The sequence below is a fragment of the Catellatospora sp. NPDC049133 genome (assembly GCF_040648455.1).
GTDB lineage: Bacteria > Actinomycetota > Actinomycetes > Mycobacteriales > Micromonosporaceae > Catellatospora > Catellatospora aurea.
Genome location: NZ_JBEZDT010000027.1, coordinates 75849 through 98437 on the forward strand (window position 1 = coordinate 75849; position 22589 = coordinate 98437).

The window sequence follows — 22589 nt, forward strand, 5'->3', positions numbered from 1 at the left end:
TGGCGACCGCTCGGCGCGTACGCCGCGCATGTCCGCTTCGGCTGGTTCACAGATCGACATGCCGGTCCCTAGCCTGCGGGCAACCGCACTGTGACCCGTCGCACACACCGGCGACGTGCCACGTTGCTCCCTCTCCCCACCGAGGCTGGTGATTCATGAGCACCGACGCTCCGGACCGCTACGAGCGCATCGCGGACAACCCCGAGTTCGCGGGGCTGCGCCGCGCGCTGCGGCGATTCGTGTTCCCCATGACGATCGCGTTCTTCAGCTGGTACGCCCTGTACGTGATCCTGTCGGCGTACGCGCGCGACTTCATGGGAACGGTCCTGTTCGGCAACATCAACGTGGCGCTGGTCTTCGGGCTGCTGCAGTTCGTGACCACGTTCCTGATCGCCTGGCTGTACGCCCGCTACGCCGACCGCAAGCTCGACCCGGTCGCCGAGGACCTCAACGCCCGCATCCAGGCCGGCGAGTTCGACGCCGACGAGCAGCCCAAGGAGGTCGTGGCATGAGCGCACGCACCTTGACGATCGTGCTGTTCGTGGTCTTCGTGCTGTTCACGCTGGCGATCACGATCTGGGCCAGCCGGCAGACGAAGACCGCGACGGACTTCTACGCCGGCGGCCGGTCGTTCTCCGGCTTCTCCAACGGCATGGCGATCGGCGGCGACTACATGTCGGCGGCGAGCTTCCTCGGCATCGCCGGCATCATCGCGCTGTCGGGCTACGACGGCTTCCTGTACTCGATCGGCTTCCTGGTCGCCTGGCTGGTGGCCCTGCTGCTGGTCGCGGAGCTGCTGCGCAACTCCGGCAAGTACACGATGGCCGACGTGCTCGCGTTCCGGATGCGCCAGACCCCGGTACGCGTGGCCGCGTCGATCTCCACCATCGTGGTGTCGATCTTCTACCTGCTGGCGCAGATGGTCGGCGCGGGCGCGCTGGTGGCGCTGCTGCTGGGCATCAAGCCCGGGGCGCACTTCCTGGGCATGGACGCCGGCACCGCGAAGATCGCCACGATCATCTTCATCGGCATCCTGATGATCGTGTACGTGACCGTCGGCGGCATGAAGGGCACCACGTACGTCCAGATCGTCAAGGCGTTCCTGCTGATGGTCGGCGCCGCGGTGATGACCCTGCTGGTGCTGGCGGCGTTCAAGTTCAACCTGTCCGGCCTGCTCGGCGAGGCCGCGGCGAAGTCCGGCAAGGGCGCGGCGTTCCTCGAACCCGGCCTGCGCTACGGCAAGGAAGTGGCCGGGGACGCGGCGCAGACCTTCTACAACAAGATGGACCTGCTGTCGCTGGGCATCGCTCTGGTGCTGGGCACCGCCGGACTGCCGCACATCCTGATCCGCTTCTACACCGTGCCCAACTCCAAGGCCGCCCGCAAGAGCGTGCTGTGGGCGATCGGCATCATCGGCACGTTCTACCTGATGACGCTGGCGTTGGGCTTCGGCGCGGCGGCGCTGGTCGGCAGCGAGGCGATCACCGCCCAGGACAAGGGCGGCAACACCGCCGCCCCGCAGCTGGCCCAGGTGCTCGGCGAGAGGTTCCTCGGCGGCGCGAACGGCGGCGCGGCGATGCTGGCGATCATCGCGGCGGTCGCGTTCGCCACGATCCTGGCGGTGGTCGCCGGTCTCACCCTGGCCTCGTCCAGCTCGCTGGCGCACGACATCTACGCCAGCGTCATCCGCAAGGGCCAGGTCAGTGAGGGCAGCGAGGTGCGGGTGGCCCGCATCTCGGCGTTCGCGATCGGCGCGGTCGCGATCGTGCTGGCCATCTTCGCGCAGAGCCTCAACGTGGCGTTCCTCGTCGCGCTGGCGTTCGCGGTGGCGGCCTCGGGCAACCTGCCCGCGATCCTGTACTCGCTGTTCTGGAAGAGGTTCACCACCGCCGGCGCCACGGCGGCGATCTACGGCGGCCTGATCACCGCCGTGGTGCTGGTGTTCTTCTCGCCGGTGGTGTCCGGCAGCCCGACCGCGATGTTCCCGAACTCGGACTGGCACTGGTTCCCGCTGTCGAACCCGGGCATCATCTCGATCCCGGTCGGCTTCCTCTGCGGTTGGCTGGGCACGATCCTGTCCCGCGAGCCCGCGGACCCGAAGAAGTACGCCGAGCTGGAGGTGCGGTCGCTGACGGGTGTCGGCGCCCACTGATCAAGGCACGAAAGAAGGGGCGCCCCGGCTGGGGCGCCCCTTCCCGTGTGTTCAGCCCCGCGTCGGCGGAGCGGCCGTGATCGTGGAGACGAAGTGGGCCAGCTTCTCGTTCGACAGGTGCTGGGCCAGGTCCGCCTCGCTGATCATGCCGATGATCTGGTGGTCCTCGATCACCGGTACCCGGCGGATCTTGTGCTGCTCCATGGTCTTGAGCACCTCGTCCTCGTCGGCCTTCGCGTCGACCCAGATCGGCGTGCCCTTGGCCATCTCCATGCAGGTCGTCGTGTTCGGGTCGCCGCCCGCCGCGATGCACTTGATGACGATGTCGCGGTCGGTGATGATGCCCCGCAGCTTGTCGTCGCTGCCGCAGATCGGCAGCGAGCCGACGCCCATGTCGCGCATCAGCTGCGCGGCGCGGGCCAGTGTCTCGTTCTCGGGCACGCACTGCGCGCCCAGGTGCATGATCTGCTTGGCCGTAGTCATGATCAACCCCCCTGTAGCCAGTCCCCTGGGGTCATCGTGCGCCTCCGGCCACCGGCCGCGCGCCCTAATCGATGGACATGATCGCCGGATGGCGGGCGTCGTCGACCTTCACCACCAGGTCGGCGAACGTCTGCGGGGCCACCTCGTCCGCGTAGCGGGCGTACGCGGGCAGCACCCACGCCTCCTCCGGCGGGGTGTGCCGGGCCAGCGCCGCGGGTGACATCACCAGGTGCACGGCCAGCTCGAACGGCAGCCCCGAGCCGAGCAGCAGATCTCCGCTGACCAGCAGCACCGCGCCGGGCGGCAGGGTCAGGTAGGCGGCTCGGGTGGCCCGGTCGCGCACCGGGTCGCGCAGCGTCGGCAGCACCCGGCCGGTGCCGCCCGGCCCGAGCGGGTCGAGCACCTCCCGGCGCAGCCCGGCCTCGTCGGCCCAGCCCTCGTAGTACGCGTCGGGGTTGGTGCGGCCGAACTCCCACCGCACCGACTTCGGGCGCAGGAAGTCGGCGGTCCGCACGTGCAGCACCTCGTGGCCGAGTTCGCGCAGCGGGTCCACCAGCGCCTCGGCGAGCCGGTCCGGCCCGGCGGCGGGCGCGCCGTCCAACGCCACGCGGGTCCACCCGTCCGGGTCGGCGACCTTGCCGATCCGCTCGACCAGCTCGCTCACCAGTCCCTCGGGCGTCACCGGCCGCACTCGCATCCACCCACCCTACCGACGCCCGCCGTGAGCGCGGCCACCGTGCGACGATCATCGGCATGGAGAGCCCGCGCGAGGTCGTCACCGTGTACGCCGGCGAGCAGCCCCCGGACTCCTGGGACGCGGCCCTGTTCCTGGCCGGGCCGACGCCCCGTACGCCCGACGTCTTGTCCTGGCGGCCGCAGGCCCTGGACCTGCTCGACCGGCTCTGGACCGGCCCCGGCCGGCTGGTGGTGTTCGTGCCCGAACGCCCCGAGGGCGGTATGCCGCACGGCTGGCTGCGCCAGGTGCAGTGGGAGGACACCTGCCTGCACCTGTCGGACGCGGTCGTCTTCTGGGTGCCGCGCGACCTGGCCACCCTGCCCGGGTTCACCACCAACGTCGAGTGGGGGCGCTGGGAGTCCAGCGGCCGGGTGGTGCTCGGCGCGCCGCCGGACGCCCCGGGGCTGCGCTACCTGTCCCACTACGCGCAACTGCACGGCGCGCCGGTCGCCGACACCCTCGCCGACACCCTGTCCGCCGCGCTGGCGCTGCTCGGCGCCGGGGCCCGCCGGGCGGGCGCGCACCGCGAGCTGCCCCTGGCGCTGTGGCACGTCGAAGGCGTGCGGACGTGGCTGGCCGGGCAGGAGGCGGCCGGCCACCGGCTGCGCTCGGCGCGGGTGGCCTGGACCTGGCCGGGCCCGGACGGGCGGGCGTTCTGGTGGGCGGCGCACGTCGGCGTGGAGGTCGCCGCCGAGGGCCGGGTCAAGGACAACGAGGTCGTCATCGGCCGCCCGGACGTCAGCGCGGTGGTCGCCTACCTGCCCGGCGGCAGCCTGCCCGAGACCCGGATCGTGCTGGTGCGCGAGTTCCGGTCCAGCGCCGTCACCACCGACGGGTACGTGCACGAGCTGCCGGGCGGCTCCCAGCCGGGTGCGGCCGACCCGCGGCTCGTCGCGCTGGCGGAGCTGGCCGAGGAGACCGGCCTGGAGGTGGACGCGGCCCGGCTGCGCTCGCACGGCGTACGCCAGCCCGCCGCGACCGTGTCGGCCCACCGGGTGCACCTGTTCAGCCTGGAGTTGACCGAGGAGGAACTTGACGCGCTGGAGACCGGCCCCCAGCGCCACGGCGTCGCCGCCGACGGCGAGCAGACGACCCTGGAGTTCACCACCTACTCCCGCCTGCTGGCCGACCCCGACGTCGACTGGACCACCGTCGGCCTGGTCGCCGCCGCCCTGTCCGCCGACTGACGCCCGCGCCTGCCGCACTTTCGTGGAAACTGCAGCCATCGGACGGCGGGATCGTGCAGTTCCCTGGAAAAGTGCACGCGGAAGCTGCGTGGGTCAGGCCGCCGGCGGGATGTCCTCGGCGGGGTGGAGGGCCGAGAGGACCAGGCGGGCGGTCTCGGCGTCGGGGGCGACCAGGAAGGGCATCGGGTTGCCGCCACCGATACGGAACGGGCTGCCGTCGGCGGCCATGGCCACTCCCCCGGCCTCGGCGTGCAGCAGCAGCCCGGCCGCGTGGTCCCAGGGCAGCTCCCAGGTCAGCACCATCGCGGTGCGCCGCCCGCTGGCGAGCTGGATGTACTCCAGGCCCGAGGTGTCGAAGAAGGACAGCGCCACACCGTGCCTGCTGAGCTCGTGGAACCCGGCGCGCTCCGAGGGCTTCCACCAGATCGGCGGCGAGACGCTGACGTCGAGGTGGCGCAGGGTCGGCTCGACGGGCCGCACCCGCACCCGCTGCCCGTCGACGTACGCCCCACCGCCCGCGGTGGCCACCGCCATCAGGTCCATCACCGGGGCGTACGTCCACGACGCGAGCAGCCGCCCGCGATGGGCCAGCGCCACCAGGGTGGTGAACCGGGGGCTGCCGCTGACGAAGTTGTGCGTGCCGTCGATCGGGTCGACGATCCACACCGGGGCGTCGCCGTCGATCGCGGCGAGCAGTCCCGGGTCGGCCGCGACCGCCTCCTCGCCGACCATGACCGAGCCGGGCACCAGCGCGGTCAGGTGCTTGGCCAGCTCCTCCTCGGCGGCCCGGTCGGCGACGGTCACGTAGTCGGTCTCGGAGGACTTGTAGCCGATGTCGGCCGCGGCCAGGCGGCCGAACCTGGGCAGGATCTGCTCCTCGGCGACGCGGCGTACCGCCCGCTCGACCTCGGCCACCTCTGTCGCGTCCAGCACCCACCCAGCCTGCCACCACACCGAGGTGTCGCCTTTTCCGGGGCTGGATCGTTATTACGGCGTGATCTTCCAGGTGCCGGGCCGCTCCGCTGCGATGGCCGCGCTGTCCCGCAGGTCGGTGGACCTGCTTCTGCCGCGTGTCAGACGGGCCGGTGGGCCGGCCGAGCGGTGGGCGCGTTCGGCGGTGCGGTGGCATCTGACCAGCCGGTACGACACCAGCGAGCTGCGGCTGGTGCCGACGGCGCACGGCCCGGCGCTGGCCCGGCCGCTGACCGAGGCGACGCCGCTGGCCGCGCGGCGGCTCAACCTGGAGACGGTGCTGACGGTGCTGCGCGACGCGGGAGTCGAACACTTCTGCGTGCGCGGTTATGACGACAAGGCGTCGGCGGTCGCCATCGGGTCCGGCGGGCGGCGTGAGGCGTGGAAGGCGCTGCGGCGCGAGGCGCTGCGGCGGCCGCTGTTCGTCGCGGCCGTCACCGACCAGGGCGTGCAGACGCCGATGCCCGCCACCTCCCACCACGCCTGGCGCACGCTGGCCGGGCACCGGGTGATCCGGCTGATCCAGTACGTCTGCGACCCGTCGGGCTCGCTGCTGCTCGGCACGGCCCACGGCTGCGATCTGGAGGTGTGGTCGCGCACCCCGCAGGGGCCGCTGCACGCGCCCCGGCCCAACCGGGCCGCCGACCTGGTCCCGGCCACCGGCCCTGTGGTCCAGCTCGACGAGGCGGTCTTCACCCGGATGACGTCGGCGCACGTGCCGGGCCAGGCGCAGCGCCCCACCCGGGCAGAGTTCGCCGGCACCCTGCTCGACGACATCACCTTCCCCGTCGACGTCGTCTACACCTGGGTCGACGACGAGGACCCGGCCTGGCAGGCCCGCCGCGACGCCGTGCTTGCCGGGCAGGACCGGCCGCCGGCAGGCCACGCCACGGGGACGTCGCGGTTCGCCAACCACGACGAGCTGCGCTACTCGATGCGCTCGCTGCACCTGTACGCGCCGTGGGTGCGCCGGATCTGGCTGGTCACCGACGACCAGGTGCCGTCGTGGCTGGACACCTGCCACGACCGGGTGCGGGTGGTCGCGCACAAGGAGCTGTTCGGCGACCACGGCCGCCTGCCGACGTTCAACTCCCACGCCATCGAGAGCCGCCTGCACCACGTCGACGGGCTCAGCGAGCACTTCGTCTACTTCAACGACGACGTGTTCGTCGGCCGGCCGGTCAACGCGTTGAAGTTCTTCCAGCCCAACGGGCTGTCTAAGCTGTTCCCGTCGAAAGGCAAGGTCGCCCTGGGCCCGGCCGACGCCGCCGACCTGGCGCCGACCGCGGCGGGCAAGAACAACCGCGCGCTGATCGCCCGCGACTTCGGCCGCCACCTGACCTACAAGATGAAACACGTCCCGCACGCGCTGCGCCGCGACGTGCTCGCCGAGATGTCCGACCGGTACGCCCAGGAGCTGGAGCGCACCGCCGGCAACCGGTTCCGGGACTCGTCCGACGTCTCGCTGGTGTCGTCGGCGTACCACTACTACGCGCTGGCCACCGGGCGGGCCGCCATCGACCGGATCACCAGCACGTATGTGAGCCTGGCCGCACCCGACACGAAACGGCAGCTCGCAGGGGTGCTCGCCCGCCGTGACCAGGACGTGTTCTGCGTCAACGACGAGGACGGCACACCCGAGCAGCGGCAGGGCCGGCAAGAGCTGCTGCGGGACTTCCTGACGGCGTACTTCCCGGTGGCGGCGCCGTGGGAGCTGACGGGGCCGGACGCCGCGCGACAGGACGGCTGACTTGCACCGGCGCACGGCGCTCAGCGCCCTGCTGCTGGCCGGCGGTGGGGTGATCGGACTGGGCCTGACCCGGCCATGGGAACGGGTCTGGTCGGCGGGCGCGCCGCCGCGCGCCGCGGCATTCCTCAACATCTGCGCCCACCCCGACGACGACCTGTACTTCCTCAACCCCGACGTGATGCAGGCCCTCGACGGCGGCAACGCGGTGACCAGCGTCTACCTCACCGCCGGGGAGGCCAACGGCGTCAACGCGCAGCTCGGCGGGGGCCGCAAACCGAAACCTGACTTCGAGGGGTACGCCGCGGCGCGGCAGTACGGCATCCGCTCGGCGTACGCGGCGATGGCGACCGGCGACCCCGACAGCGCGTGGCGGCGCGAGGTCCGCCGCCTCGGCGACGCGGTGTACGAGACCGCCACGCTCGCCGCCGCCCCGCACGTCACACTGGCGTTCCTCAACCTGCGCGCACCGGTCGACGGCCCCGGCGCCAACCGGCTGGAGTGGCTCTGGGACGGCCGCCGCGACGCCCAGCCCTACCTGCGGCCCACCGACAGCCCCCTGCCCGCGGCCGGCCGGCTGACCCGCGACGAGGTGCTCGGCATCCTGGCGTCGCTGCTGGACACCGCCGAGCCGACGGTGGTGCGCACCCTGGATCCCGCCCCGGAGCACCTGAAATACGCCGAGGGCGACGTCGAGTACTCCGACCACACCGACCACCTGTACGCGGCGTGGTTCGCGTTCGAGGCGGTGCGCCGCCACCGGCGAACCGGCGAGGCGGTGCAGGTGCAGAGCTACCGCGGCTACTTCAACAAGTACTGGCCGCGCAACCTCAGCCCGGCCGTGTACGAGCGCAAGTTCTCCTACCTGGACATCTACGGCTGGGCCGACGGGCATCCCTGCGCGGTCCCCTACGGCTGCGGGGACCTGCAGGTCGGCACCCGCGCGCGGGCCAAGCGCTACGGCCGCAGCCAGACCCCCCGGCACCCGGGCGGCACCACGTGGCTGATCCCGCACGCGAACGGGCTGGCCGCGTACGCGGTGTTCGGCGGCACCGCGGTGAGGTGGCGGCGGGGCACGGACCCCGGCGCGTGGTCCGCTCCGGAGCCGGTCGGCGGCGAGAACCTGCTGCCGTGCCTGTCGGTGGTGTCCACGCCGGACGGGCGGGTGCACCTGTTCGGCGTACGCCAGGATCTGGCGGTCGCGGGTCCGCGCCTGGCGGTGGTGCACGGCGAGCAGGCCGTGCCCGGCGGCCCGGTCACGTGGGCGGAGCTGGGCAACCCGGACGCGGGCGGCGACCCGCTGCGGGCCCGGGAACTCGGCATGCCGGTCGCGGTCGCCGACGCCGACGGCGGGCTGAGCGTGTTCACCCGTGACTTCGACCGCGGGGCCGCGATGCGCACCCGTCCCGCGGGCGGGCACTGGGGGCCGTGGATCCGGCTGGGCGGCAAGGGCATCCGCGACGCGCTGGTCGCGGTGTCGGCCGGCCCGCGCACCGAGCTTTACGCGGTGACCGACGACGAGTTGCTGTGCTGGACCCGGGACAGCCCGGCGGGCCGCTTCGGCGAGCCGCGGGCGCTGCTGCGCGAGGCGATGGACGGCACCCTGTCGGCCGCCCGCACCGCCGCGGGCGGCCATGGACCGGTGCTGGTCGGGCACGCCGACGGGGCGACAATGACGGTGCTGCTGGACGGGGCCGCGACCACGGTCCCGGCGGGCGGTGGCACCGGCGCGATGGCCGGGCTGTTCCGCGACGGCCGCCTGCGGTTGCTGCGCCGCGACGACGCCGGCCGGGTCGGCATCACCGGCGCGCACCCACCCGGCGAGACTCCGGTGTGGACGGCGTCGGGGGCGCTGTTCACCGGCGCGCCCGCGGTGGCCGTGGACGCGCGCGGGCGGGCGTACGCGGCGGTCGTCGGCGCGGACGGGCGGCTCTGGGCGTGCGCCCTGGACGGCACCGCCAAGGAGACGCGCTGGCAGAACGCGCCCGCCCCGAGCACGCCGCGACCCGCGCGGGCGTGAATGTCACCGGGCGCGGGCAGGATCAGGGCATGGACGGTTACCTGACGCTGGACGACCCCCTGGCCGCGTACGACACGATCGTCGCCGAGGTCGCGACGCTGGCGCGCACGGTCACCCCGCAGCGGCTGGGCGGCCCGACCCCGTGCGAGGGCTGGACGGTGCGGCGGCTGCTGTGCCACCTCGCGTTCGTCAACGACCGCTACGCCACCCTGGCCGAGGGCGCGCCGATACCCGAGGACGAGCCCGGCTACGCCGACCCGGTGGCCGCGTTCGGCGAGCACGCGGCGCGGGCCCGCGCCGCGTTCGGCCGGCCGGGTTACCTGACCGAGATCGCGCCGACGCCGATCGGCCCGCAGCCCGGCGCGGTCACCGTGCAGCACGTCGTCAACGAGCTGACCACGCACGGCTGGGACCTGGCCCGCGCGCTCGGCACGAGCACCGACATCGCACCCGGCCTGGCCTCGCGAGTGCTGGCGAGCTGGCGGTCCTTTCTGGACGGTCTGCCCCGCGACGGCGACCCGTTCGGCCCCGAGCAGCCGGCCCCGGCGGGCGCGACCGAGGCCGACCGGCTGGCCGCGTACCTGGGGCGGGATGCAGGTTGACCTTCGTTACCGGCCGGTATGCCTAGATTGTCCATTCTGCCGCAGGGTCGGCCGTCGCTCTTCTAGCGTGGGCCGTGGGCGTCAGCAGGGAGCTGAAGCCCAGGCCCGAGGAGGCACGTCAGCATGGCGAAGAACAACCGACCCGACCGCGACCCGCGCGCAGCCCGTCACGAGGACGCCCAGCACGCGGGCAGCCAGCAGAACCATGCGGCCGGCGGCATGAACGCGCATTCCACGAACCACGCCGAGGCCGACCATGAACATGCGGCGTCCACGGCGACCATGCAGCAGCAGCAGCAGCAAAAGAAGGAGCAGGCGGGCAACTCGCCGACCTCCATGAAGTCCAAGAAGGGCAACCAGCCCAAGCACAACCAGCCCAAGCGCTAGCCCCGGGCACGACGGCGGGCCGCCACCAGCGGCCCGCCGTCCCTTTTCGCGTTGATCATGAACTTATGGCAGGGTTCGACGGCGTGTCGCCGCCCTAACTTCATGATCGTCGCGCGGGGCGGCTCTTGATCGCTCGACTTGCCTGGCAAACGTGCGTATCTTGCAGCCGCTTTCGCCCACCTGCCAGGCAAGTCGAGCGATCATGGTGCGGCGAGCGCCCAGACGATCATCCAGCGCGCGAAGCGCGCGGGCGGGAGCGCGCGGGCGGGAGCGGGGCGCCGGGAGGCTCGAGCGGGCGAGGGGCGAGCGGGGTGTGGGGTGCGCCACGCGCGGGTGGGGGCCGTGGGCACGGGAGGCGGGTCGCGGGTCGGCGACGTGAGACTATTTACGGACCATGACGCTCACTGATCACCTCCCCCGCGACACCGATCCCGACTCCCTCTTCGACGCCTTCTCCGGCTGGGTCGCCGAGCAGGGCTTCTCGCTGTACCCGGCGCAGCAGGAAGCGCTCATCGAGATCGTCTCCGGGGCGAACCTGATCCTGAGCACCCCGACCGGCTCGGGCAAGAGCATGGTCGCGCTCGGCGCGCACTTCGCCGCGATGGCCGACAACCGGCGCACCTTCTACACCGCGCCGATCAAGGCGCTGGTGTCGGAGAAGTTCTTCGCCCTGTGCGCGGCCTTCGGGCCGGACAACGTCGGCATGATGACCGGCGACGCCGCGGTCAACCCGGACGCGCCCATCATCTGCTGCACCGCCGAGATCCTGGCCAACCTGGCCCTGCGCGACGGCGCGGACGCCGACGTCGGCCAGGTCGTCATGGACGAGTTCCACTTCTACAGCGAGCCCGACCGGGGCTGGGCCTGGCAGGTCCCGATCATCGAGCTGCCCGACGTGCAGTTCGTGCTCATGTCGGCCACTTTGGGCGACGTCACCCGGTTCGTCGACGACCTGACCCGGCGCACCGGGCGCGCGACCGCCGTGGTCAGCTCCGGCGAGCGGCCAGTCCCGCTGATCCACTCGTACGTCACCACGCCGCTGCACGAGACCATCGAAGAGCTGCTGTCCACCAAGCAGGCCCCGATCTACATCGTGCACTTCACCCAGGCCGCGGCCCTGGAGCAGGCCAGTGCGCTGATGAGCATCAACATGTGCACGCGCGCGGAGAAGGACGCCATCGCCGAGCTGATCGGCACGTTCCGGTTCACCGCGGGCTTCGGCAAGACCCTGTCCCGGCTGGTCCGCCACGGCATCGGCGTGCACCACGCGGGCATGCTGCCCAAGTACCGCCGCCTGGTCGAGCAGCTCGCCCAGGCCGGCCTGCTGAAGGTCATCTGCGGCACGGACACCCTGGGCGTCGGCATCAACCTGCCGATCCGCACGGTGCTGTTCACCGGCCTGAACAAGTTCGACGGGCAGCGCATGCGGCTGCTCAAGGCGCGCGAGTTCCACCAGATCGCGGGCCGCGCGGGCCGGGCCGGATACGACACCCTCGGCACCGTGATCGTGCAGGCCCCCGAGCACGTGGTCGAGAACGAGAAAGCCGTCGCGAAGGCCGCGGGCGATCCGAAGAAGTTGAAGAAGCTGGTGCGCAAGAAGCCGCCGGAGGGTTTCGTCGGCTGGGCGCAGCCGACCTTCGAGCGCCTGGTCTCCGCCGAGCCCGAACCGCTGACCTCCAGCTTCAACGTCAGCCACGCCATGGTGCTCAACGTGATCGAGCGCGGCGGCAACGCCTTCGCCAACATGCGCCACCTGCTCACCGACAACCACGAGACACCGGCCGCGCGCCGCAAGCACATCCGCCGAGCGGTCATGATCTACCGGGCGCTGCGCACGGCGGGCATCGTCGAGCAGACCGAGGACGGCCGCATCCGGGTCACCGACGAGTTGCAACTCGGCTTCGCGCTCAACCAGCCGCTGTCGCCGTTCGCCGTCGCCGCGATCGAACTGCTCGACGCGCAGTCCCCCGGATACGCCCTGGACGTGGTGTCGATCATCGAGGCGGTGTTGGAGGACCCGCGGCAGATCCTCTACGCGCAGCAGGACCGGGCCAAGGGCGAGGCCGTCGCGCAGATGAAGGCCGACGGCATCGAGTACGAGGAGCGCATGGCGCTGCTCGAAGGCGTCACCTGGCCCAAGCCGCTCGAGGAGCTGCTGGAGGTCGCGTTCGAGTCCTACCGCAAGGGCCACCCGTGGGTCGACGACCAGCGGCTGTCCCCGAAGTCCGTGGTCCGGGACATGTTCGAGCAGGGCATGACCTTCACCGAGTACATCAGCTTCTACGGCCTGACCCGGTCCGAGGGCCTGGTGCTGCGCTACCTGGCCGACGCGTACCGCACGCTGCGCCAGACCGTGCCCGAGGACAGCAAGACCGAGGAGCTGCACGACGTCATCGAGTGGCTCGGCGAGCTGGTCCGCCAGGTCGACTCCAGCCTGCTCGACGAGTGGGAGCAGCTCAGCAACCCCGGCGACGCCCCGGTCGAGGCCGCCCCGCCCGCGGTCACCCGCAACGTGCGCGCGTTCCGGGTGCAGGTGCGCAACGCCCTGTTCCGCCGCGTCGAGCTGGCCGCCCGCAGGCGCTGGGAGGCGCTCGGCGAGCTGGACGCCGCCGACGGCTGGGACAGCGAGGCCTGGCGCGACGCGCTGGAGCCGTACTTCGAGCTGTACGACGAGATCGGCATCGGCCCCGACGCCCGCGGCCCCGCCCGGATCATCATCGAGCAGGGCAAGGACGTCTGGAAGGTGCGCCAGATCCTCGACGACCCCGACGGCCACCACGACTGGGGCATCTCCGCCGAGGTCGACCTGGCCGCCTCCGACGAACACGGCCAGGCCGTCATCACCGTCACCGACGTCGGCCAGCTCGGCGCCTGACCCCTCCTACGGGGGGAGGTGGGCGTCGACCTCGATCTCGATCTTCATGCGGGGGTCGGCGAGGCCGCAGACGAGCATCGTGGCGGCCGGGCGGACGTCGCCGAAGCGGCGGCGCAGCACCGGCCAGCACGGTTCGAAGTCCGCCCGGTCGGGCAGCAGGTAACGCACCCGCACCACGTCGGCGAAGCCGCAGCCGGCCTCGGCCAGCGCCGTCCCGATGTTGCGCAGGCACTGCTCGGCCTGCTCCACCACGTCGTCGGAGATCGCCATCGTGGCGTAGTCGAATCCGGTGGTCCCGGACACGTACACCCGGTCGCCGTCGACCACGGCCCGGGCATACCCGATCTGCTCCTCGAAGGTCGACCCGCTGAGAACCACCCGCCGCACCGTCACCGCCGCATCCTAACCGCGGCCCGGACCGGGTTCAGGCGGAGCGGGAGGTCAGCAGGCGGGAGCTCGCGGTGACGTTGGACAGCAGGCTGGAGCCGACCAGCACGCCCAGGGACACCGCGACCACGGTCAGGAACGCGGTGACCAGGTTGGACCGGCCGGTGCCGGACAGCTCCACCAGCCCGGTCAGGCCGGTCACCCCGACCAGGCTGAGCGCGCCGGGCACCAGCAGCCAGAACGACGGCAGGAACACGACCTGCGCGGGCGGGCCGTGCAGCCGCTGCACCGCGTTGGCCAGCGGCACGATCAGCAGCCCGCCGACGAACGCCGCGAAGACGCCGCCGCCGACCTGGCCGGCCAGATACTGGCCCCCGTACGCCAGCAGGAGGGTGACCAGCAGCCACGGCAGCGAGCGCGACGGCGCGGAGCTGTTGAGGTAGATGCCGAAGCCGAACACCAGCACGCCGACCCAGGGCGCCCACACGCCCAGCGGCTCGCTCGGCGCGACCGCCTGCGCGGGCCCGGCGATCTGCATCCCGGCATAGATGCCGAAGGTGAGCAGGAGCAGCACGTACACGCTGGAGACCAGGCGGCTCGCGCCGCTGATGATGGACCGGGTGACCATCTCCTGCGCGCCCAGTGTCAGCGCCGCCCCGGGCAGGAACGTGGCCAGCGGCGGGATCAGCAGGCTCGCCGGGTCCGCGCCCAGTTCCGGGCTGTACCGGTAGGCCAGCACCGTGACCAGCATCGCCGCCGCCACCGGCAGCGCCAGCGACAGCACCTGCACCCGCTCGGCCAGCAGCCGCAGCACGCCGACCAGCAGCCCGAGCAGGGCCAGGCTGAGCAGCGCCCGGCCGTCGCGGACGAACAGCAGCCCGATGCCGACGGTCAGCACGCCGTGGCCGAGCACCGTGACGACCGCGCCGAAACGCGGCGGCGCGTCGAGGATGTCCTGCACCCGCTCGATGCCCTCGGCGGGCGGAATCGGATCGGCCTTGACCTGCTCGAACAGCTTGTACAGCCGATCGACCTGGTCCAGCCGCAGCGGCGGCCCGTCGGCGTTGGCGAAGTCGACGGTCACACCGCCCTCCGCACCGGCCCGGACGAACACCCCGGTCGGCACGACCAGGAACTCCACATCGCCCACGCCGTACGCGTCGGCGATGGCGACCAGCTCGTCCGGGATGCGGTTGGCGGTCTCCCCGGCCAGGCACAGGGCGACCCCGCACTTGCGGAGGAACTCGAGCAGGTTGTCGGGCGGCATGGTCACTGCGGCAGTATGGATCACCGCGGCGCGTGGGAGAAGGCCCGTTGCGGACCGTGGGACGGGGGCAAGCACATGCGGGTGGTACGCGACGGAGTCCGGATCGACTGCCACGACTCGGGTGGCGGCGGCCCGGCGATCGTGCTGCTGCACGGCCTGGCGGGCCACGCCGGGGAGTTCACCGGGCTGCAGCGCTCGCTGCCGGCCGGCCTGCGGTGCGTGGCGGTGGACCAGCGCGCGCACGTGCCCGGCGAGCCGGTGCCCGCGGACCTGTCGCGGGCGGCGTACGCCCAGGACGTCGTGTTCCTGATCGAGCACCTGGGCCTGGCGCCGGCGGTGCTGGTCGGGCAGTCACTGGGCGGGCACACCGCGATGCTGGCCGCCGCCGCACGGCCGGACCTGGTGCGCGGTCTCGTGATGATCGAGGCCGGGCCGGCGGCCGACGGCCCCGACCTGCCCGCGGAGATCGGCGGCTGGCTCGACTCGTGGCCGGTCCCGTTCGCGTCCCGCGAGCAGGCCGCGGAGTTCTTCGGTGGCGGGCCGGTCGGCGCGGGCTGGGCCGCCGGGCTCGTCGAGCGCGACGGCGGGCTGTGGCCGAGGTTCACCCGCGACGCCATGGTGGACTCGATCGCCACGCTCGTCGGCGCGCCCTCCTGGACCGCCTGGGAGTGCCTCACCGGGCCGGTGCTGGTGGTGCGCGGCGAGCGGGGCATCATGACCGACGCCGAGGTGGCGCGAATGGCGGCGCGCCCGGACACCACCCTGGTGACCGTGCTCGACGCGGGCCACGACGTGCACCTGGACCAGCCTGCGGCGACGGCGGCGGCGATCAGCGCCTACCTGGACGGCCGGACGCCCGTCGCGTAGTCCGCGGCCCGGCACCCGGCCCGGCACCCGGCCCGGTCGCCGTCCCGGTCGTGGTCCCGGTCAGCCCGTCGTCGCGGGCAGCCCGTCGTCGCGGTCGGCCGGTCGTCGCATTGGTGCGGCATGGCCGGCTTGGCGGCATCCCTGTCCGCCGGTCTACATCTATTTTGATGTGGCCACATCAAAATAGATGTAGACCGGCTCGGTCCTACCCTCACGAGGCGAGGCGAGGCGAGGCGAGGCGAGGCGAGGCCGCACGCCATGTCGCCCGTTGGGCGGAACTCGGACGAGCCGGGCGCGACGAAGCCGACAATGTACCCATGACGGACGAGCATGCGATGCGGCGTGAGCTGGAGCAGGTCGATGCGATGATCGCCGAACTGCGCAGCCAGGCGGACCAGATCCGGCAGGAGGTCGGCAACCGCGAGGACGGTCCCGGCGACCCCGGCGACACCACCCTGCTGATCAGCAGCGCGGAGGAGCAGGAAGCGCTGGTCGCCGTGCTGGAGGACCGGCGCGGCAAGCTCCGCGAACGTCTCGGCCTGGGCGCGGAGGGCTAGCCGGCCGCCGGCGCTCAAGCCACGTTGACCGGGCGGAACTGCACGCTCACCCGTGGCCCGACGTGGCGGGCCGTCTTCGGGATGGCGTGCTCCCAGGTGCGCTGGCAGGAGCCGCCCATGACGACCAGGTCGCCGTGGCCGAGCGGGAACCGGATGCTCGGCTCGCCGCCGCCGCGCGGGCGCAGCAGCAGCGGCCGGGGCTCGCCGAACGACACGATGGCGACCATGGTGTCGGTGTGCCTGCCGCGGCCGATGGTGTCGCCGTGCCAGGCCACGCTGTCGCGGCCGTCGCGGTACAGGCACATGCCCGCGGACACGAACGGCTCGCCCAGCTCCTCGGCATAGAAATCCGACAGTGCGGTGCGGGCCTGGTCGAGCACCGGGTGCGGCAGCGTCTCGTCGGGGCCGTACCACCGCAGCAGGCGGGGCACGTCGACCTCGCGCTCGTACATCTCGCGCCGTTCGGCCCGCCAGTCGACCTGTTCGAGCAGCACGTCGAGGATCTGCTCGGAGCCGTGCACCCAGCCGGGCAGGTGGTCGACCCAGGCGCCGCGGGTGAGCGGGTGCCGGTTCACCGCCCCGGCCAGCGGGCCCAGGGTCGCCCGCTCATCAAGATCGAACATCGATGGTTGGTGTGCGTGCGCCATGAGCAGGGATTCTATACCCGCTTCGAACAGGGGTACCAATCCATGGGACTCGCTACCCTGGGTCGGCGGCCAGCCGGACGGCAGGGCATGATGACTGCCGAAGCGCTCCCAGACGGCATATCCGATCACGACTGTCGTATGTGGTGTCGAACCGCCCGTCGCGGATAGACGGGGATAGTATGCCGCGCGGGAGCGCAACTGGGAGCCGACTGAGGGTGTCGTATGAGGCCGCTGGGAACCACCGACCCGCACTCCGTAGCAACGTACCGGCTGGTCGGCGTGCTCGGCGGCGGCGGCATGGGGCGGGTCTACCTCGGGCAGTCGCCGAGTGGGCGCTACGTCGCGATCAAGGTGATCCGCCCGGAGCTGGCCGCCGACCCGATGTTCCGCCGCCGGTTCACCCGTGAGGTGGCCGCGGCGCGCCTGGTGAACCCGCTGTTCACGGCCGCGGTCGTCGACGCCGACACCGAGACCGAGTCGCCGTGGCTGGCGACCACCTACATCGAGGGCCCGAGCGTGGAGCAGCGGGTGCGCTCCAGCGGCCCGCTGTCGGTGACCGCCGCGCTGACCCTGGCCACCGGCCTGGCCGAGGCGCTGGCGTCGATCCACCGGGCCGGGCTGGTGCACCGCGACCTCAAACCGGCCAACATCCTGCTCGACGACACCGGCCCGCACATCATCGACTTCGGCATCGCGCTGGCCACCGACGCCGAGCGCATGACCACCGGCGTCAACGTCGGCACCCCGTCGTACATGGCTCCCGAGCGCATCCAGGGCGAGGACGCCGGCGCCCCGGGCGACATCTTCGCCCTCGGCGCCACCCTGTACTTCGCCGCGACAGGCCGCACGCTGATCAGTGGCGGCAGCATGTTCGAGCAGATCAACCAGGTGACCCAGGGCCGGTTCGACCTGAGCGTCCTGCCGATCCAGCTGCGCCCGTTCGTGGTGCGGTGCATCAGCCTGCGCCCGCAGGACCGGCCCACCGCCAAGGAGTTGTCGCGCATCCTCATCGGCACCGGCGTGTCGACCCCGTCGCCGGGCTGGTTCCAGCCGCTGATCGCGCTGCCGAGCGGCGAACCGCAGCCGCTCGAGCCCCCCGCGCCGACCTGGGGCACCCCGAAGCTGTGGCAGCGGCGGCCCGTCCTGGCCGGCGCCGTGCTGGGCGCGCTCGGCCTCACGGCGGGCGGCGTGTGGGCGGCGACCCGCGGCGGCGGCACCAGCCCGCCCGGCGGCTCGGGCCCGGCCACCACCGGACCGCCGGCCTCACCGAGCCCGACCGGCCCCGCCCAGCCCGGATCGGTGCGCTGGCAGGTCAACTCGACGGCCGACCCCGGACCGCTGCACCTGGTGGTGGGCGACAGCGGGCGGCTGATCGCCACGGACGACGGGCGCGTGTTCGCGACCGACCCGCCCGGCCCGGGCCAGAACCAGGCCTGGAGCGTTCGCATCGACGCCGGGCCGCTCAGCGTCCGCGACTGGGGCCCGGCCGTGCTGGTCACCGCGGACAGCCGACTGTGGCGGGTGGAGAACGCGACCGGCCGGGTGGGCTTCGAGGGCGTCGACGCCGGCGGCACGATCGGCGACGTGGCGCTGGCCACCGACCGGGCGTTCGTCGGGCTGCCGTCCTCGGTGCGGGCGTACAACCGGGTCGGCGCGCTGGTGTGGCGGCAGGACGTGATCGAGTCTCCGCTGATCGCCGACATGACCTGGCTGGTCACCAGGCAGGAGCGCAACGGCACGGTGCGGATCACGCTGCGTGATGCGGCCACCGGTGAACAGCAGTGGCAGGTGTCGTACCAGCTCGCGCCGCCACCCCCCGACCAGGGACGCGGCGGCCCACCGCAGGGGGGAGGCCCCGGCGGACCCGGCGGAGGGCCGCCCGACGACGCCTGGGAGGCGGTCGAGGCCCGGCTGAGCACCGAGCATCTGCTGCTGCGCGAGGGTGGCGAGTTGCGCCTGCTCCGACTGTCGAATGGCAGTAGGCGATGGTACAAACCCTGGCAGAAACCGGTCTCCGCCATCGAGATGATCGGCGACACCGTGGTGATGGCCGCCGACGGCATCTACGGGTTCCGTATCGACACGGGCGTGGAGAAATGGAAGGTCCCCGCGCGCGGTGCGCGCCTGGCGGCGTCGCCGGACGGCAAGCACTGCTACGCCGTCGCCCAGCAGAACTTCGCCGCGATCGATCCGGTGACCGGCGGCAGCGCCTGGTCCAAGGCGCTGCCGCCGGTCGCGCGGGAGGAGAACGTCAGCGGGCTGGTGGTGCGGCACCCGACCGCGTTCATCATGTTGCGGCCGCCGCCGTTCCAGGACACCGAGGTGCCCGACGTGCTCGCGATCGCGCTCACCGCCGGGCCGCGATAGGGGCCGACACGGTGACGGCGGACGGCGCGGCGGCCGTGCGGCTCAGCGCTCGGCCGAGTGCTCGGTCTCCTGGCGGGTGGCCTGTGCGGGCACCCGGGCGGCGACCAGCGCGTCGCGGATCTCGGTGAGCAGGCGGATGTCCTCGGTCACCGGCGCGGGCTCGGGCTCCTTGCCCTTGTTGCGCCGCTCGGCCAGCTTGTTCATCGGCAGCACGACCAGGAAGTACAGTACCGCGGCGGTCATCACGAAGGTGATGACCGCGTTGAGGAACGCGCCCCACGCCACCGCGTTGCCGTCGTTCACGAGATCGAAGGAGCCGCCACTCTTGCCGTCCTTGGCGCCGACCAGGTTGATCAGCGGATTCAGGAACGACGCGGTGAACTGGTTGACCAGTGACGTGAACGCCGCGCCGATGACCACACCGACCGCCAGGTCGACGACGTTGCCGCGCATGATGAAGTTCTTGAAGCCGTTCAGCATGTCCCACACCGTATCCGAGGGCGCGGCCCGCGCCACGGACGCGACACCGTGATCTGACGCCTATCCCGCCAGCACGTTCACCGCTCCGCGGAACAGCGGCGGGACCGCGACGCACAGGGGCACGACCGCGCCGCGCACCGGCCGGGCGGCGGTGAGCAGCACCAGTCCCCGGGTGAGCAGGCGGTAGGTGCGGGTGCGGCGTCGCCACTGCGCCTCGTACCCGGCGAGGTCGCCGCTGACCAGCGCGGACACCGCGGCCTCGGCCTGGTCGAGGGCCAGGCTGACACCTTCGCCGGTCAGCGCGTCCTCGTACCCGGCGGCGTCGCCGACGAGCAGCACCCGGCCCCGGACCCGGGCCCGCACGGTGCGGCGCAGCGGGCCCGCCCCGCGTACCGGACCGGCCGGCTCCGCGCCGCGCAGGCGTGCCCTCAGCTCGGGGAACCCGTCGAGCAGCGAGTCGTAGCCCAGCCCGGCCCGCCGGTGCAGGATCGCGATCCCGACCAGGTCGGGCGCGACCGGGGTCACGTACGCCTCGGCGTGCGCCGACCACCACACCTCGACCAGGTCCGACCAGGGCGCGACGGCGTAGTGCCGCCGCTGCCCGAACCGCGCCGGGGTGCCCGCCGTCGAGGCGATGCCCGCCTCCCGGCGTACCCGCGAGTGCAGTCCGTCGGCGCCGACCAGCCAGCGCGCGCGTACCCCCGCCGCTTCGACGCCGTGGGAGTCCTGCCGCAACGCGGCGACGCGCCCGCACGACCACTCGATCCCGGCCGACGCGGCGCGCTCGCGCAGCGCCCCCTGCAGCGTGGTGCGCCGGACCCCGCGGCCCGGCCCGGCCGCGAAGCGGGCACGGGCGCAACGCTCCCCCGCCCGGTACGCGATGCCGTGGAACGACACCCCCGCCGGGTCGACGCCGAGGGCCAGCAGCCGGGCCAGCCCACCCGGCATCAGCCCTTCGCCGCAGGCCTTGTCGATCGGGTCGGCGCGCGGCTCGACCACCACCACCGACAGCCCCGCCCGCCGCGCCAGCAGCGCGGTCGCCAGCCCCGCCGGCCCCCCACCCGCGATCAGAAGGTCGGCGTCAAACCCCACGCCGCCGCCCCGGCCTCATCGGATGATCACGGCCGCAGGGTAGGGACACGCCCGTGAACACGTCCGCAAGCTCATGATCGACGCCGTTCATGCGGTGGCCTCGGCGAGGGCGGCGTCTTCCACGCGGATGCGCACAGCCAGCATGGCGAAGTTGAGCAGGGTGAAGGCGAGGGCGGTGAGCCAGGCCGTGTGGACCAGGGGAAGGGCGAAGCCTTCGACGACCACGGCCAGGTAGTTGGGGTGTTTGAGCCAGCGGTAGGGGCCGCGGTCCACCAGGGGCAGGCCGGGGACCACGATGACCAGGGTGTTCCAGCGGCGGCCCAGCGTCGTCACGCACCACCAGCGCAGCGCCTGGCTGGCCGCGACCAGGGCCAGCATGGTCCAGCCGAGTGCGGGCAGGAACGGGCGGTCCAGCAGCCAGACCTCGGCCAGGCACCCGGCCAGCAGGGCGGTGTGCAGGGCCACCATGTACGGGTAGTGGCCGCGGCCGTACTCGCGGCCGCCGTTGGCCAGCGCCCAGGCCGCGTGGCGCTTGGACACCACCAGCTCCACCAGCCGTTCGACGGCCACCGCCAGGATCAGCAGGGTGTACGCGAGCACGCTGTCACCACCTCAGCAGGACGAGTTCGGAGCAGAACCCCGGCCCCATGGCGATCATGAGTCCGGGCTGGTCTTCGGGCGGCGGGCCGGCCATCGCCGCGTGCAGCACGTCCAGCACCGACACCGACGACAGGTTGCCCCGGCCGGCCAGCGACCGGCGGGTCGGCGTCAGCGCGTCGCCGGGCAGGCCGAGCACCTTCTCGATGGTGTCGATGACCTTCGGCCCGCCGGGATGGCAGATCCACGTCGCGATGTCCGCGGAGTCCAGGCCGTGGTCGCTCAGGAAGCCGCGCACGTCACCGCCGAGGAAACGCTCGGCGATCGGGGCGACCTCGTTGGACAGCACGATCCGGAAGCCGCTGGAGCCGATCCGCCAGCCCATCACCTGTTCGGTGTCCGGGTAGAGGCGGCTGCGGGTGGCCGCCACCCGGGGCCGGCCCGGCACCGGCTCGGCCCGCTGCCCGCCGACCATCACCACCGCGGCCGCGCCGTCGCCGAACAGGCTGGACGCGACCAGGTTGGCGGGCGTGGTGTCCTCCTGCTGCACCGTCAGCGAGCACAGCTCGACCGCCAGCAGCACCGCGACCTGGTCCGGAAACGCGCGCAGGTAGTCGTGCAGCCGGGCCACGCCCGCCGCGCCGGCGACGCAGCCCAGGCCGAACAGCGGCAGCCGCTTCACGTCCGGTCGCAGGCCGACCCGTGCCGCCAGCCGCGCGTCCAACGACGGCACGGCCAGGCCGGTGACACTCGTGGTCGCGACGAGGTCGACCTCGTCCGGCCGCACTCCGGCGGCGTCCAGCGCCGCCCGCAGCGCGGCCTCGCCCAGTTCCTGGGCCACCTCGATGAACGCGTCGTTGGCCTGGGTGAACCCGGTCAGCCCGGCGTACTGGTCCAGCGGCAGCGCCAGGTGGCGGGTCTGCACGCCGGTGGTCCGTCCGAACCGGGCGAACACCTCCCGCCCGGGATGCTCGCCGGGCAGGCACATCGCGGTGAACTCGGCGACGATCTCCTCCTGGCGGTAACGATGCGCCGGGAACGCCAACCGTACCGCCGCCACCTGCGGCACCGACGCATCGATGTGAATCATGTACCGACAGTACCGTTCGCAGGTCCGTCTGCCCACGAACGCCGCGAGGGCCGCGCCGCCGCCATCCGGAGTGGACT

The 22589-nt window shown here is 72.7% G+C and carries 21 protein-coding genes; 11 read left to right on the plus strand and 10 right to left on the minus strand.

Going from position 1 to position 22589, the window contains the following annotated elements; genetic code table 11:
• Positions 1-155 precede the first annotated feature (155 nt).
• Both AB0B35_RS28035 and AB0B35_RS28040 read left to right on the plus strand, forming a co-directional pair.
• Positions 156-512 carry a DUF485 domain-containing protein gene (locus AB0B35_RS28035; protein ID WP_203699202.1) on the plus strand — a complete coding sequence of 119 codons (357 nt, stop codon included), beginning with the start codon at positions 156-158 and terminating at the stop codon, positions 510-512.
• The gene (locus tag AB0B35_RS28040; protein ID WP_361050611.1) at positions 509-2152 is read left to right on the plus strand and encodes a cation acetate symporter; all 1644 of its coding nucleotides are present in this window, start codon (positions 509-511) and stop codon (positions 2150-2152) included. The genes AB0B35_RS28035 and AB0B35_RS28040 overlap by 4 nt, the downstream gene beginning before the upstream one ends.
• 51 nt (positions 2153-2203) lie before the next feature.
• On the opposite strand, the gene AB0B35_RS28045 is transcribed toward AB0B35_RS28040, so the two are convergent.
• Together AB0B35_RS28045 and AB0B35_RS28050 are read right to left on the minus strand one after the other, a co-directional pair.
• Positions 2204-2635, minus strand: a complete 432-nt coding sequence (locus AB0B35_RS28045) for a CBS domain-containing protein (RefSeq protein ID WP_203699204.1) — start codon at positions 2633-2635, stop codon at positions 2204-2206.
• A gap of 64 nt (positions 2636-2699) precedes the next feature.
• Positions 2700-3332: a uridine kinase gene (locus AB0B35_RS28050; protein WP_361050614.1), complete on the minus strand. Its 633-nt coding sequence runs from the start codon at positions 3330-3332 to the stop codon at positions 2700-2702.
• A gap of 56 nt (positions 3333-3388) precedes the next feature.
• On the opposite strand from AB0B35_RS28050, the gene AB0B35_RS28055 reads away from it, so the two are divergent.
• Positions 3389-4558 carry a nucleoside 2-deoxyribosyltransferase domain-containing protein gene (locus AB0B35_RS28055; protein WP_361050617.1) on the plus strand — a complete coding sequence of 390 codons (1170 nt, stop codon included), beginning with the start codon at positions 3389-3391 and terminating at the stop codon, positions 4556-4558.
• A gap of 93 nt (positions 4559-4651) precedes the next feature.
• Here the strand turns inward: AB0B35_RS28055 and AB0B35_RS28060 are convergent, their stop codons facing one another.
• Positions 4652-5491: an inositol monophosphatase gene (locus AB0B35_RS28060; RefSeq protein WP_361050620.1), complete on the minus strand. Its 840-nt coding sequence runs from the start codon at positions 5489-5491 to the stop codon at positions 4652-4654.
• A 25-nt stretch (positions 5492-5516) separates the two neighbouring features.
• On the opposite strand from AB0B35_RS28060, the gene AB0B35_RS28065 reads away from it, so the two are divergent.
• From AB0B35_RS28065 to AB0B35_RS28085, 5 genes are all read left to right on the plus strand, one after another.
• A complete protein-coding gene (locus AB0B35_RS28065; protein ID WP_361050623.1) occupies positions 5517-7280 on the plus strand; it encodes a stealth family protein in 1764 nt (587 codons plus the stop codon).
• 1 nt (position 7281) lies between these two features.
• Complete coding sequence (locus AB0B35_RS28070; RefSeq protein WP_361050625.1) at positions 7282-9297, plus strand: PIG-L family deacetylase; 2016 nt, start codon at positions 7282-7284, stop codon at positions 9295-9297.
• A gap of 29 nt (positions 9298-9326) precedes the next feature.
• On the plus strand, positions 9327-9899 hold the full coding sequence (locus tag AB0B35_RS28075; protein ID WP_361050628.1) for a TIGR03086 family metal-binding protein: 573 nt from the start codon (positions 9327-9329) through the stop codon (positions 9897-9899).
• Between the two features lie 123 nt (positions 9900-10022).
• Entirely contained in the window at positions 10023-10286 is a 264-nt protein-coding gene (locus tag AB0B35_RS28080; protein WP_361050631.1) for a hypothetical protein, read from the plus strand.
• Between the two features lie 394 nt (positions 10287-10680).
• Entirely contained in the window at positions 10681-13161 is a 2481-nt protein-coding gene (locus tag AB0B35_RS28085) for a DUF3516 domain-containing protein (RefSeq protein WP_361050633.1), read from the plus strand.
• A 6-nt stretch (positions 13162-13167) separates the two neighbouring features.
• Here AB0B35_RS28085 and AB0B35_RS28090 read toward each other — a convergent pair whose 3' ends face one another.
• Together AB0B35_RS28090 and AB0B35_RS28095 are read right to left on the minus strand one after the other, a co-directional pair.
• Positions 13168-13554 (minus strand): RidA family protein, encoded by a 387-nt coding sequence (locus tag AB0B35_RS28090; protein ID WP_361050636.1) that lies wholly within the window; start codon positions 13552-13554, stop codon positions 13168-13170.
• Positions 13555-13585: 31 nt separating this feature from the next.
• Entirely contained in the window at positions 13586-14815 is a 1230-nt protein-coding gene (locus AB0B35_RS28095; protein ID WP_360535018.1) for a threonine/serine exporter family protein, read from the minus strand.
• 75 nt (positions 14816-14890) lie between these two features.
• On the opposite strand from AB0B35_RS28095, the gene AB0B35_RS28100 reads away from it, so the two are divergent.
• Positions 14891-15682, plus strand: a complete 792-nt coding sequence (locus tag AB0B35_RS28100; protein ID WP_361050639.1) for an alpha/beta hydrolase — start codon at positions 14891-14893, stop codon at positions 15680-15682.
• A gap of 317 nt (positions 15683-15999) precedes the next feature.
• Entirely contained in the window at positions 16000-16239 is a 240-nt protein-coding gene (locus tag AB0B35_RS28105) for a hypothetical protein (RefSeq protein WP_361050642.1), read from the plus strand.
• A 14-nt stretch (positions 16240-16253) separates the two neighbouring features.
• Here the strand turns inward: AB0B35_RS28105 and AB0B35_RS28110 are convergent, their stop codons facing one another.
• Positions 16254-16886: an alpha-ketoglutarate-dependent dioxygenase AlkB gene (locus AB0B35_RS28110; RefSeq protein WP_361050645.1), complete on the minus strand. Its 633-nt coding sequence runs from the start codon at positions 16884-16886 to the stop codon at positions 16254-16256.
• Between the two features lie 222 nt (positions 16887-17108).
• On the opposite strand from AB0B35_RS28110, the gene AB0B35_RS28115 reads away from it, so the two are divergent.
• Positions 17109-19253, plus strand: coding sequence for a protein kinase (locus AB0B35_RS28115; protein ID WP_361050648.1), 2145 nt, complete (start codon positions 17109-17111; stop codon positions 19251-19253).
• A 42-nt stretch (positions 19254-19295) separates the two neighbouring features.
• Here AB0B35_RS28115 and mscL read toward each other — a convergent pair whose 3' ends face one another.
• The 4 genes from mscL to AB0B35_RS28135 all read right to left on the minus strand — a co-directional run bounded on the left by mscL (position 19296) and on the right by AB0B35_RS28135 (position 22512).
• Complete coding sequence (gene mscL / locus AB0B35_RS28120) at positions 19296-19733, minus strand: large conductance mechanosensitive channel protein MscL (protein ID WP_361050651.1); 438 nt, start codon at positions 19731-19733, stop codon at positions 19296-19298.
• 60 nt (positions 19734-19793) lie between these two features.
• Positions 19794-20825 carry an NAD(P)/FAD-dependent oxidoreductase gene (locus tag AB0B35_RS28125; RefSeq protein ID WP_361050654.1) on the minus strand — a complete coding sequence of 344 codons (1032 nt, stop codon included), beginning with the start codon at positions 20823-20825 and terminating at the stop codon, positions 19794-19796.
• 87 nt (positions 20826-20912) lie between these two features.
• Positions 20913-21425: an isoprenylcysteine carboxyl methyltransferase family protein gene (locus tag AB0B35_RS28130; RefSeq protein ID WP_361050657.1), complete on the minus strand. Its 513-nt coding sequence runs from the start codon at positions 21423-21425 to the stop codon at positions 20913-20915.
• A 4-nt stretch (positions 21426-21429) separates the two neighbouring features.
• Positions 21430-22512 (minus strand): 3-oxoacyl-[acyl-carrier-protein] synthase III C-terminal domain-containing protein, encoded by a 1083-nt coding sequence (locus AB0B35_RS28135; RefSeq protein ID WP_361050659.1) that lies wholly within the window; start codon positions 22510-22512, stop codon positions 21430-21432.
• Positions 22513-22589 lie beyond the last annotated feature (77 nt).

Coding starts and splice junctions, on each gene's coding strand:
- AB0B35_RS28085 (WP_361050633.1), top strand. CDS start 10,681: ATGACGCTCACTGATCACCTCCCCCGCGACACCGATCCCGACTCCCTC.
- AB0B35_RS28135 (WP_361050659.1), bottom strand. CDS start 22,512: ATGATTCACATCGATGCGTCGGTGCCGCAGGTGGCGGCGGTACGGTTG.
- AB0B35_RS28045 (WP_203699204.1), bottom strand. CDS start 2,635: ATGACTACGGCCAAGCAGATCATGCACCTGGGCGCGCAGTGCGTGCCC.
- AB0B35_RS28050 (WP_361050614.1), bottom strand. CDS start 3,332: ATGCGAGTGCGGCCGGTGACGCCCGAGGGACTGGTGAGCGAGCTGGTC.
- AB0B35_RS28105 (WP_361050642.1), top strand. CDS start 16,000: ATGACGGACGAGCATGCGATGCGGCGTGAGCTGGAGCAGGTCGATGCG.
- AB0B35_RS28075 (WP_361050628.1), top strand. CDS start 9,327: ATGGACGGTTACCTGACGCTGGACGACCCCCTGGCCGCGTACGACACG.
- AB0B35_RS28035 (WP_203699202.1), top strand. CDS start 156: ATGAGCACCGACGCTCCGGACCGCTACGAGCGCATCGCGGACAACCCC.
- AB0B35_RS28110 (WP_361050645.1), bottom strand. CDS start 16,886: ATGGCGCACGCACACCAACCATCGATGTTCGATCTTGATGAGCGGGCG.
- mscL (WP_361050651.1), bottom strand. CDS start 19,733: ATGCTGAACGGCTTCAAGAACTTCATCATGCGCGGCAACGTCGTCGAC.
- AB0B35_RS28055 (WP_361050617.1), top strand. CDS start 3,389: ATGGAGAGCCCGCGCGAGGTCGTCACCGTGTACGCCGGCGAGCAGCCC.
- AB0B35_RS28080 (WP_361050631.1), top strand. CDS start 10,023: ATGGCGAAGAACAACCGACCCGACCGCGACCCGCGCGCAGCCCGTCAC.
- AB0B35_RS28095 (WP_360535018.1), bottom strand. CDS start 14,815: ATGCCGCCCGACAACCTGCTCGAGTTCCTCCGCAAGTGCGGGGTCGCC.
- AB0B35_RS28040 (WP_361050611.1), top strand. CDS start 509: ATGAGCGCACGCACCTTGACGATCGTGCTGTTCGTGGTCTTCGTGCTG.
- AB0B35_RS28115 (WP_361050648.1), top strand. CDS start 17,109: ATGAGGCCGCTGGGAACCACCGACCCGCACTCCGTAGCAACGTACCGG.
- AB0B35_RS28100 (WP_361050639.1), top strand. CDS start 14,891: ATGCGGGTGGTACGCGACGGAGTCCGGATCGACTGCCACGACTCGGGT.